The following is a 10499-nucleotide window of genomic DNA, read 5'->3' on the forward strand; positions in this document are numbered from 1 at the left end:
CAGGAACAGCGACGTGTCCAGGCCGTCCCGCGCCACCACCAGGAACCCCACGCACACCAGGAGCCCCGCCCCCGGCGCGCGCCCGCGCAGCCGCAGCCGCAGCACCGTCCACGTCACGGCCCCGGCCGCCGCCACCGACAGGGCGCCGGCGACCAGCGCCCGCGCCTCCGGCGTCGGCTCCCGGGACCCGAACTCGAAGGCGCACCCGAACGCCAGGGCCACCGCGGCCGCCGCCACGGCACCCCCGGCGAGCGGCCGCACCCCGCCACCTCGCCCCTCTCCACCTCGCCCCTCTCCACCTCGCCCCTCTCCACCTCGCCCCTCTCCACCTCGCCCCTCACCGCGCCGCTCCCCGCCCCGTACGAGCCACGCGGCCAGCAGCCCGATGACCAGCGCGGCCTCCAGACCGCCCCGAAGCCCCGTCAGATGCGTCGCCAGCACACCGAACCCCCCTCGCATACGCGCGGTACACCGTACCCGCCGGTCGCGTGGGCGCCGCGTGTTTGAATGCCGGAGTGACCCATGCCGGAGTGACCACTGCACACGAGGTCCTGGCCGTCTTCTGCAGCGGCGACGGGCGGTACGGCAACCTGCTCGGTGTCGTACGCGACGGCGCGGCCTGCCCCGACGAGGCGTCACGGCAGGCACTCGCCAAGGAACTCGGCTACAGCGAGACCGTGTTCGTCGACGACCCGGAGCGCGGCACCGTCGACATCTACACGCCCAGCGTCCGCCTGCCCTTCGCAGGCCATCCCCTCGTGGGCGCCGCCTGGCTCCTCGACGTGGAGGTGCTCGACCTCCCGGTGGGGGAGGTGTGGGCGCGCGGCGACGGCGAGTTCACCTGGATCGAGGCCCGCACCGAGTGGGCGCCCCCGCGCACCCTGCGCCAGTACGGCTCGGCCGCCGAGGTCGACGCGCTGGAGGTGCCGCCGCCGGGCGAGTGGGTGTACGCGTGGGCGTGGGAGGAGGAGGCGGCGGGCCGCGTCCGCGCCCGCGGCTTCCCCGGGCGCGGCGACGGCATCGAGGAGGACGAGGCGACGGGCGCGGCGGCGCTGCTGCTCACGGCCGCGCTCGGCCGCGCCCTGAACATCACGCAGGGCCGGGGCTCGCAGATCATGACGGCACCCGGCCCTGACGGTGTGATCGAACTGGGCGGCCGGGTGCGCCGTGTCGCCCCGTCCGACGCCCGGCGGGTCAGGCGCTGAGCGGGAACTCCTCGCCCAGCTCGCGGAAGACGGCCGTGTTGAAGGCGAAGGCGCGCTTGCACTCGTCGACGATGCGCTGCTTCTCCAGGTCGTCGGCGTTCACCCGGTCCAGGAGTTCGCGGTAGCCGCGCTTGAAGGCGGCCGGGTTGGTGATGCCCTCGAAGACGTAGAACCGGACGCCGTCGCCCTTACGCGCGAAGCCCCAGGTGCGCTCGGCCTTGTCGCGGATGATCTGGCCGCCGGACAGGTCGCCCAGGTAGCGCGTGTAGTGGTGGGCGACGTACCCGGCGGGCCAGGTGCGGGCGCACTCGGCGACCCGGTCGGCGTACGCGGCGGTGGCGGGCAGCGGAACGGCGCCGTCCTGCCAGCCGGGGCCGCGCAGATGCTCCAGGTCCCGCTCCAGGGCGGGGGTGCGGAACAGCTCGGGCCGGATGAAGGGCCCGGCGACCGGGTCGTCCGTGAGCCGGTCGGCCGCGCCCTCCAGGGCCCGGTACACGAACCAGAGCTGCTCGGTGTAGCGGGCGTAGGCGTCCACGCCCAGCCGGCCGCCGAGCAGATCGCTCATGAAGGTCGACGTCTCCGCCTCCGTGTGCGCCTCGTGGGACGCGGTGCGGATGAGCGTCGAGAACGGGGTGGCGGTGGCGCGAGCGTCCAAGGCGGGCCTCCGGGGACCGAATGGGTACGGAAGAGCAGCAGTAGGTCGGCGATGGGTCGGCGATACGCCGATCCTGCTACTTAGGCTTACCTAAGTCAACTGCTTTCCGACGACCTGTCGGTAAAAACGGTACCCCTCGTGGCCGTCAGGGCAACGTGAGGATCTCGGCCCCGGTGTCCGTCACCACCAGCGTGTGCTCGAACTGCGCGGTCCGCTTGCGGTCCTTCGTCACGACCGTCCAGCCGTCCTCCCACATGTCGTACTCATGGGTGCCCAGCGTCAGCATCGGCTCGATCGTGAACGTCATGCCCGGCTGCATCACGGTGGTGGCGTGCGGCGAGTCGTAGTGCGGGATGATCAGCCCGGAGTGGAAGGACGAGTTGATCCCGTGCCCGGTGAAGTCCCGTACGACGCCGTAGCCGAACCGCTTGGCGTACGACTCGATGACCCGGCCGATGACATTGACCTGGCGGCCCGGCTTGACGGCCTTGATGGCCCGGTTCAGCGCCTCCCGGGTCCGCTCCACGAGCAGCCGCGACTCGTCGTCGACGTCCCCGCACAGGTAGGTGGCGTTGTTGTCGCCGTGGACGCCGCCGATGTACGCCGTGACGTCCAGGTTCACGATGTCGCCGTCGCGCAGGACGGTGGAGTCCGGGATGCCGTGGCAGATGACCTCGTTGATCGACGCGCACAGCGACTTCGGGAAGCCCCGGTAGCCGAGCGTCGACGGGTACGCCCCGTGGTCGCACATGTACTCGTGGGCGACCCGGTCCAGTTCGTCGGTGGTGACGCCCGGAGCGATGAGCTTGGCGGCCTCCTCCATCGCCCGGGCGGCGATACGGCCCGCGACGCGCATGCGCTCGACGGTGTCGGCGTCCTGGACCTCGGGGCCGTCGTACGGCCTCGGGGCGGGCTTCCCGACGTACTCGGGGCGGCGGATGGAGCCGGGAACGGAACGGGTGGGGGAGAGCTCCCCGGGGGCGAGCAGCGACTGGCCAGACATGCCAGCGAGTCTAACCAGGGTGCGCGGGGCACCATGGCGTCAGAGGAAGGAGCCGGACATGGCCCTGTTCAAGAAGCGCACGGCGGGGAAGCCGGGCGAGTGGTACTACTGCCTGCAGCACAAGAAGGTCGAGGAGGGGCCGGAGTGCCCCGCGAAGGACCGCTTCGGTCCGTACGGCTCCCGAGAGGCGGCGTCCCACGCGATGGAGACGGCGCAGGAACGCAACCTCGAATGGGAGACCGACCCCCGCTGGCACGACACCCCGGGTCCCGAGCGCCCGAACCCCGAGCCCTGACCCGTCGCCGCCGGTCTCGCTGTGGGCATGCGTTCCGCCAAGGGCGGAACGGGTGGGCACAGCGGGACCGGCCCTGTGGCCCGAACGTCGGGTTTCTGCGGCCTAGAGCGAGGCGGCCTTGCGGCGTAGGGCGTCCTCGTCCGTCGTGGCGTCGTACGTGACCAGCTTCGGCAGCGCCGCCGCCAGCACCGCCACCGCCGCCACACAGGCGGCACCCCCACCCCAGATCGCCCCCCGCGTCCCGGTCCACCCCGCCATCGCGCCCGCCCGGACCTGCCCGAGCTGCGGCCCCACGCTGTACGACAGGACCTCGATCCCCGCGAGCCGCCCCCGCAGCTCGTCGGGGATCGTCTGGTTCCAGATCGTGGAGCGCCCGAGCCCGCTCAGCATGTCCCCGGCGCCCGCGAAGGCCAGGCACACCAGCACCAGCCACACGTTGGACAGCCACCCCGCCGCGGCGACGGCCAGCCCCCACCCCGCGGCCCCGCACACCACCATCAGGCCGTGCCGCCGCACCCGGGACGTCCACCCGCTGGTGAGGCTCAGCAGCACAGAGCCGACGGACCCCGCCGCGTACATCAGGCCGAGGGACCACTCGGCGTCCAGTTCGTCCGCGAGGAACGGGAACAGCGTGTGCGGGAACGCGAGCAGCATCGCGGCCAGGTCGACCGCGTACGTGCCGAGCAGCACCGGCCGCGACCACGCGTACCTGGCGCCCTCCGCGATGCCGCGCAGCGACGGCCGGTCGCCGCCGGCGGCGGGCGGGGCGGGGGAGAGGCGCAGGCACAGCAGCACGGAGACGGCGAAGCAGCACACGGTCGTCGCGTACGCCGTGCCGTGACCGGCGTACGCCACGACGAGCCCCGCCAGCGCTGGCCCCGCGATGGCGCCGAGCTGCCAGCGCAGGGCGTTGAGCGCGGCCGACGCGGGCAGCTGGTCGTGCGGCACGATCCGGGCGATCAGCGAGTCGAGCGCGGGCCGCTGGAGCCCCGCCATGGCGGAGACGCCGCCCGCGACGACGTACAGCGGCCACAGCATCGGGTCCGGCAGCAGCGCGTTCAGCAGCAGGACGGCGGCCAGCAGGCCGAGGCCGGCCTCCGTGGCGAGGATGACCTTCCGGCGGTCGACGGCGTCGGCCAGCGCCCCGCCGTAGAGCCCGAACACGATCAGCGGGACCAGCTCCACCGCGCCCATCGCGCCGACCGCGAGCGGCGAACCGGTCAGGTCCTTGATCTGGAGCGGCAGCGCGACCATCGCCGTGAAGCTGCCGAAGTAGGCGATCAGGCCCTGCACCCACAGCAGCCGGAAGTCCCGCGAGGAACGCCAGGGGGACAGGTCGGGCAGCAGCGCGGCGAGCTTCTGTTTCACGAGGGGTCATGGTCGACGCGCCCACCCGGAGGCGGCAATCGGTTTTCGCGGAACCGGCCACGTCCGGGCGGCCGGGCCGCCGCCGCGGCTACCAGCGGCTCGGGGGCGGGGACGTCAGATGGTCGGCGATGCGGGACAGGCGGTCGCGGAAGCGGCGGCGGCCGCGCGGGGCGGGGAGGCTGTTCTCGCCGGCGGCCGCGCTCACCAGGTGCTGCACGGTGTCCAGGTCGACGCCCTCGTCGTGCTCCGGCGACACCGTGAGGGCCTCGTGAGCGAGGGCGTGGACCTCCTTGTCGCCGCCGTCCAGGGACAGCACCGTCGCGCCCGCGCGCCGTGCGTCGTGGACACGTTCCAGGAGCCCGCCGTCCGGGCTGTCCGGGGCGACCACCAGCAGCGTCGCGCCCCGCCCCGCCGCCTCCAGCCGGCCGAGGCCCACGGACAGGTGCGCCGGGTCGGCAGGCCGCACCTCATGGCGTACGAGAACCGGGGCCAGCTCCGGGCGGCCCGACCACATGGCCTCGTCCACCAGGTGCGCGGCCAGGTGCCACGGCTCGTACCGCTCCGTGCCCACCAGCAGCAGCCCGCCGCCCTGCGGCACGACCGACGACCGCAGCGCCCCGGCGAACCGGCGCGCGGCGGCGGGCCATTCGGTTCCGGCGAGTACCTCACGCAGCAGGGCGACCCGTACGGCATCCATGGCGCCGCATCCTGCCCGCGCGGCCGCCGGCGTGGCGGGGCTTCACCGCCCTGTCACCCGTTCGGGGAGTGTGGCACGTAGTGTCACCACCATGACTGAATCGGAGATCAAGAAGACCCGCGACCCGTGGGACCTGCCCGATGTGTCCGGACTCGTCGTCGGCGTGCTCGGCGGTACGGGCGACCAGGGCCGGGGTCTCGCGTACCGGCTGGCCCGCGCCGGGCAGAAGGTGATCATCGGCTCGCGTGCCGCCGAGCGGGCGCGTACGGCCGCCGCCGAGCTGGGCCTCGGGGTCGAGGGCGCCGACAACGCCGAGTGCGCGCGCCGCAGCGACATCGTCATCGTCGCCGTGCCGTGGGACGGCCACGCCGCGACGCTGGAGGCGCTGCGCGACGAGCTGCGCGGCAAGCTGGTCGTCGACTGTGTGAACCCGCTGGGCTTCGACAAGCAGGGCGCGTACGCGCTGAAGCCGGAGGAGGGCAGCGCCGCCCAGCAGGCCGCCGCGCTGCTGCCGGAGTCGCGGGTGACGGCCGCGTTCCACCACCTTTCGGCCGTCCTGCTCCAGGACGAGTCGGTCGACGAGATCGACACGGACGTGATGGTGCTCGGCGAGAAGCGCGCGGACACCGACCTGGTCCAGGCGCTGGCCGCCCGTATCCCCGGGATGCGCGGGGTCTTCGCGGGACGGCTGCGCAACGCCCACCAGGTCGAGTCGCTGGTGGCCAACCTGATCTCGGTGAACCGCCGTTACAAGGCCCACGCGGGGCTGCGCGTGACCGACCTGTAGCCGCTCGGCGGGGCTGTTCGCGGGGAGGCGGGGCGTCGCGGGTGGGCGGCGCGCGCCCTCCCCGAGGCACGCTCACGGACGAGAAGCACCGCGGCGCCGAACGCGTCGGTGTCACGCTGGAGATGCGGCTGGCCGCCGACGACCGCGAGGCCGCCTCCATGACCATGACCATCCAGTGGAGGCCGGAGACGCGTGGCGCGCGCCCAGCTCCAGCGTGCGCGTGTCGCGCTCCAGTACGACGGTGTCGACGCCGTGCAGGGCCAGTTCGGCGGCGAGCAGCATGCCGACCGGCCCGCCGCCGACGACCGCGACACCGTAGTGCCGTGTCGGGGACATGAAGGGCTCCTCGCGCTTCTAGGCGTTCTGTGCCGCAGCGGCGGCGGCACCGGCAGCGGCAGCGGTGCGGCCGCGCCGCCACAGCGCGACGACGACCACGAACAGGACGAGGCAGACGACGGCCAGGACGTAGAGGAGCGTGTCGAAGGCGGAGTCGTACGCGCCGACGAGGAAGTCCCTGAACGGGCCCCGCTGGTCGCCGCCGACGCGTTCCGCCGCGGCCGCGAGGTCGCCGCCGGCCACCTGGTTGGCGACCTGGGCGGGATCGCCCGCCCCGGCGAATCCGTCGATGCCGGAGCCGATCTTCGAGCCGAGCGTGGTGGCCAGCATCGAGCCGTACACGGCGACGGCGACGGCCTCGCTGCCGAGCCGCAGCGTGTTGAGGAACCCGGCCGCCATGCCGGCCTTCTCGGGGGCGATGTTCTCCAGGGCCTGGCCGTCCACGAGCCCGGCGGACAGGCCCATGCCGGCGCCGGTCACCAGCATCGGCAGGGCGACGACGGCGATGGCGACGTCCGGGCTGAACAGCGTGAGCGCCAGGTCGCCGACGACGAGGCAGGCGAGGCTCGCGTACAGCAGGCCGAGCGCCGGGACGCCCCGCGACACCAGCTTCGCGGCGAGCATCGGGCAGATGAACACGGGCAGCGTCAGCAGCACCATGACGAGCCCGGCGCCGCCGCTGCTGTACCCGCCGACGGACGTCAGGTACGTCGGGAGGTACGTCAGCATCGTCACGAACCCGAACGACGCGGCGACCGGGACGAGGCACAGCGCCAGGAACCGGGTGTTGGCGAGCACGCTCAGGTCCAGCATGGGGTGTGCGCGGCGCTTCTCGACCGCGGCGAACACGGCCAGGGCCACGACCGTCCCGGCGAAGAGCCCGAGGACGCCGGCGCTGGCCCAGCCCCACTGGGAGCCCTGGACGATGCCGGTGGTCAGCAGCAGCATGGCGACGACGAAGAGGGCGCTGCCCGGCACGTCGATCCGGGCGCCGGTGCGGCGCGGCTCGGTCACCGAGCGGGCGATGGCCGGCACGGCGAGCAGCACCAGGCCCAGGGCGACGGCGTGCAGGCCGAACACCCAGCGCCAGCCGAGGCCCTGGACGAGCGCGCCCGAGACGGACGGGCCGATGGCCACGCCGATACCGGCGACGGTGCCGAAGAGGGCGAACGCCTTGGCGCGGGCCGGGCCCGTGAAGACGGTCGACAGGATCGCGCTGCCGCAGGAGAAGATCGCCGCGCCGCCGAGGCCGGCCAGGCCGCGGGCCACGTCGAGGAGGAGCACGTTCCCGGCGATGGCGCTGCCGAGCGACGCGACGGCGTAGACGGCGGCGCCGGCGGCGAACGCCCGTACGCGGCCGACGATGTCGGCGATCGAGCCCCAGGCGAGCGTGAAGCAGGCGAACGCCACGTTGAAGGCGTTGACCACCCACTGGAGCGGGACGAGTCCGGCCCGGGTGTCGGCGCCTATGCCGGGCAGGGCGACGGCGGTGCCGGAGATCGACATGGGGACGACGAACACGGCGAGGAGGACGGCGGCGAGGGTCAGCGTCTGCCGGGCGCCGCCCGGGGCCTGTGCCGGGGCCTGTGCCGGGGCCTGTGCCGGGGCCTGTGCGGCCGGCCTGGTCTCCGCCGGTTGAGTCTCTGCCGGCTCTGTCTCTGTGGACATGGGGGTGCTCCGCGTGAGGTTCGATTTTTGTCGAACCTAAAGGTGGCACGGTGCCTAGGTATGATGCAAGTAGAACCTCCATGCTCTGTTCATACCGCTCATGCCGCCCGCCGGGTACGCCCCCGATCCAGGAGTCGCCGCCATGCCCGACGCAGAGGGACACCCCTCACTCGACGAGATGCATCTGCGTTCCGTGATGAACGCCCTGTCCGACCCGCTCCGCTACGAGGTCGTCTCCGTCCTCGCCCACGCGTCCGAGGGCGTGGAGCGGCACTGCTCGTCGTTCGGGCTGCCCGTCTCCAAGTCGACCCGCAGCCACCACTTCCGCGTCCTGCGGGAGGCCGGGCTGATCCGGCAGGTCGACCGGGGCAACAGCCGGATGGCACAGCTCCGCACGGCCGACCTGGACACCCGGTTCCCCGGCCTCCTCGACCTGATCAGGAAGAACCCGCCGGAACCGCGCCCCGCGCCCTGACGGAGAGCACGGCCAGGCATGGGGGACACTGGACGGGCAACACCCCCGCCATCGGACAGGAGCCGACTCCCATGCCCCGCCTCGCGCTCTACAGCCTCGTCGTGTGCGTCCTCGCCGCCACCGCGGCCGTGGTCTCCTTCGTCCAGGGCATCTGGCTCGGCATCGTGTGGGTGCTGCTGGCCGGCGTCAGCTCCAACATGACCTGGTACTACTGGCGCCGCGACCGCGCCGCCGCCGCCCGCGGCCAGGTCACCGAGTGACCTCCAGCAGGAACGCGCAGTCCGGGTGCGTCTCCTGCCAGAAGCGGTAGACGTCCCGCCCGCAGTACGGCTCCGCCCCGGTGACGCCCAGCCCGCCGAGCACCCCGTCGACGAGCCCGAAGAACGCCTGGTTCACCTCCGGCGCGAACAGCAGCACGAACACCGCGATCAGCCCGTACGGCGCGAACGGCTCGACCTGCCGCCGCACCCGCTCCGACAGCCACGGCTCCAGCACCCCGTAACCGTCCAGGCCCGGCACCGGCAGGAGGTTCAGGATCGCCGCCGTCACCTGGAGCAGCGCGACGAACGCCAGCGCGAACCGGAACCCGGCCGGCACGCCGTCCAGCGCGTCCAGCCAGAACGGCGCCGTGCAGACGGCCGCGAACAGGGCGTTGGTGAGCGGCCCGGCCGCCGAGATCAGGCTGTGCCGCAGCCGCCCCCGGATCCGGTGCCGCTCGATGAACACGGCACCGCCCGGCAGGCCGATCCCGCCCATGATCAGAAACAGCACGGGCAGCAGGACGCTGAGGACGGCGTGCGTGTACTTCAGCGGGTTGAGCGTCAGATAGCCCTTCGCCTCCACCGACAGATCCCCGCTGTGCAGCGCGGTACGGGCGTGCGCGTACTCGTGCAGGCACAGCGAGACGATCCACGCCCCGGTGACGAAGAGGAAGACGGCAAGACCCGTGCCGATGCCGGCGCCGCCGCCCCCGGTCCACACCGCCCACCCGGCGGCCGCCGTGACGGCGGCGATCCCCAGGAAGACCGGACTGGGCCGCCGGTCCCGCCGCCGGAGCGCATCGGTAGCCATGAGCGAACCTCCTCGTGTACGTCGGACGGATCCTGCCCCGGATGCTCCGGCCGTACCGCCGCGCGGGCCGTCACGGACAATGGGGCCGTGCAGATCTTCGTACTCGGGCCGACGCGGGTCCGGCGCCTGGACGGCGCGGCCGTGCCCGTGGGGGGCGCGCGGCTGCGGGCGCTGCTCACCGTGCTCGCGCTGCGGCCCGGGCGGACCGTGCCGGTCGCGGTGCTCGTGGACGAGGTGTGGGACGGGGACGAGCCGCCCGCCGACGCGGTGGCCGCGCTCCAGGCGCTGGTCGGGCGGCTGCGCCGGGCGCTCGGTGCCGCCGCGGTCGTGTCGGGGCCCGGCGGGTACCGGCTGGCCGTCGCCCCGGACGCCGTGGACCTGCACCGCTTCGACCGCCTGGCAGCCGACGGCGCACGCTCCCTGGAGGCGGGCGAACCGGAGAAGGCCCTGGCCGTCCTGGACGACGCCCTCGCCCTGTGGCGGGACCCGGTCCTGGCGGACCTGCCGGGCCGTACGGCGGAGGCCGCACGCTGGGAGACCCGCCGGCGCGGCGCCGTCCGGTCCCGGCTCGCGGCCCTCCTGGCGCTGGGCCGCCCCGACGAGGCCCTGCCCGAACTGGCCGCCCTGGGCGACGCGTTCCCGCTGGACGAGCCCCTGCACGCGCTGCGGATCCGCGCCCTGTGCGCCACGGGCCGCCCGGCGGAGGCCCTCGCGGCCTACGAGACGGTACGCCGCCGCCTGGCCACCCGCCTGGGCACCGACCCGGGCCCCGAACTCCGCGCCCTCCACACCACGCTCCTCACCCCCGCCCCGGCCGCCACCCCACCCGGCGCCCGGGCTCCGTCCCCGGAACCCGCACCGGCACCGGCACCCGCGTCCGCCACGACCGCGCCCCCACCCGGCACCCGGGGGCCCTCCCCAGAACTCGCACCGGCACCG

General features: G+C 73.9%; 14 protein-coding genes. 6 read left to right on the forward strand and 8 right to left on the reverse strand.

Features of this window, described 5'->3' with window-relative positions; translation table 11 throughout:
• A partial coding sequence (locus tag HTZ82_RS01255) for an FTR1 family protein (RefSeq protein ID WP_175407372.1) occupies positions 1-459 on the reverse strand: 459 nt, incomplete at its 3' end.
• Positions 460-530: 71 nt separating this feature from the next.
• Here HTZ82_RS01255 and HTZ82_RS01260 point away from each other — a divergent pair.
• Entirely contained in the window at positions 531-1205 is a 675-nt protein-coding gene (locus HTZ82_RS01260; protein WP_175407373.1) for a PhzF family phenazine biosynthesis protein, read from the forward strand.
• On the opposite strand, the gene HTZ82_RS01265 is transcribed toward HTZ82_RS01260, so the two are convergent.
• Positions 1195-1860: a heme oxygenase (biliverdin-producing) gene (locus tag HTZ82_RS01265; protein WP_175407374.1), complete on the reverse strand. Its 666-nt coding sequence runs from the start codon at positions 1858-1860 to the stop codon at positions 1195-1197. The genes HTZ82_RS01260 and HTZ82_RS01265 overlap by 11 nt on opposite strands.
• 145 nt (positions 1861-2005) lie before the next feature.
• A complete protein-coding gene (map, locus tag HTZ82_RS01270) occupies positions 2006-2863 on the reverse strand; it encodes a type I methionyl aminopeptidase (protein ID WP_175407375.1) in 858 nt (285 codons plus the stop codon).
• Between the two features lie 58 nt (positions 2864-2921).
• Between map and HTZ82_RS01275 the strand changes: the two genes are divergently transcribed.
• Complete coding sequence (locus HTZ82_RS01275; protein WP_175407376.1) at positions 2922-3158, forward strand: hypothetical protein; 237 nt, start codon at positions 2922-2924, stop codon at positions 3156-3158.
• Between the two features lie 102 nt (positions 3159-3260).
• Here the strand turns inward: HTZ82_RS01275 and HTZ82_RS01280 are convergent, their stop codons facing one another.
• The gene (locus HTZ82_RS01280) at positions 3261-4526 is read right to left on the reverse strand and encodes an MFS transporter (RefSeq protein ID WP_175407377.1); all 1266 of its coding nucleotides are present in this window, start codon (positions 4524-4526) and stop codon (positions 3261-3263) included.
• An 88-nt stretch (positions 4527-4614) separates the two neighbouring features.
• The gene (locus HTZ82_RS01285; protein ID WP_175407378.1) at positions 4615-5223 is read right to left on the reverse strand and encodes a hypothetical protein; all 609 of its coding nucleotides are present in this window, start codon (positions 5221-5223) and stop codon (positions 4615-4617) included.
• Positions 5224-5314: 91 nt separating this feature from the next.
• On the opposite strand from HTZ82_RS01285, the gene npdG reads away from it, so the two are divergent.
• Positions 5315-6010 carry an NADPH-dependent F420 reductase gene (gene npdG, locus HTZ82_RS01290; protein WP_175407379.1) on the forward strand — a complete coding sequence of 232 codons (696 nt, stop codon included), beginning with the start codon at positions 5315-5317 and terminating at the stop codon, positions 6008-6010.
• 111 nt (positions 6011-6121) lie between these two features.
• Here npdG and HTZ82_RS32685 read toward each other — a convergent pair whose 3' ends face one another.
• Positions 6122-6346, reverse strand: a complete 225-nt coding sequence (locus HTZ82_RS32685; protein ID WP_302852188.1) for an FAD-dependent oxidoreductase — start codon at positions 6344-6346, stop codon at positions 6122-6124.
• An 18-nt stretch (positions 6347-6364) separates the two neighbouring features.
• Positions 6365-8014: an MFS transporter gene (locus HTZ82_RS01300; RefSeq protein ID WP_175407380.1), complete on the reverse strand. Its 1650-nt coding sequence runs from the start codon at positions 8012-8014 to the stop codon at positions 6365-6367.
• Positions 8015-8156: 142 nt separating this feature from the next.
• Here HTZ82_RS01300 and HTZ82_RS01305 point away from each other — a divergent pair, with 142 nt between their 5' ends.
• Together HTZ82_RS01305 and HTZ82_RS01310 are read left to right on the forward strand one after the other, a co-directional pair.
• Entirely contained in the window at positions 8157-8489 is a 333-nt protein-coding gene (locus HTZ82_RS01305; protein ID WP_175407381.1) for a helix-turn-helix transcriptional regulator, read from the forward strand.
• 71 nt (positions 8490-8560) lie between these two features.
• On the forward strand, positions 8561-8749 hold the full coding sequence (locus HTZ82_RS01310; protein WP_175407382.1) for a hypothetical protein: 189 nt from the start codon (positions 8561-8563) through the stop codon (positions 8747-8749).
• Here HTZ82_RS01310 and HTZ82_RS01315 read toward each other — a convergent pair.
• Positions 8739-9560, reverse strand: coding sequence for a site-2 protease family protein (locus tag HTZ82_RS01315; RefSeq protein WP_175407383.1), 822 nt, complete (start codon positions 9558-9560; stop codon positions 8739-8741). The two genes, HTZ82_RS01310 and HTZ82_RS01315, sit on opposite strands and share 11 nt — an antisense overlap.
• 87 nt (positions 9561-9647) lie before the next feature.
• Here HTZ82_RS01315 and HTZ82_RS01320 point away from each other — a divergent pair.
• Positions 9648-10499, forward strand: an 852-nt coding sequence (locus tag HTZ82_RS01320) for an AfsR/SARP family transcriptional regulator (RefSeq protein WP_175407384.1), incomplete at its 3' end; no start/stop codon positions are given.

The sequence above is a fragment of the Streptomyces sp. TRM64462 genome (genome assembly GCF_013362995.1).
In the GTDB taxonomy this organism is placed as follows: domain Bacteria; phylum Actinomycetota; class Actinomycetes; order Streptomycetales; family Streptomycetaceae; genus Streptomyces.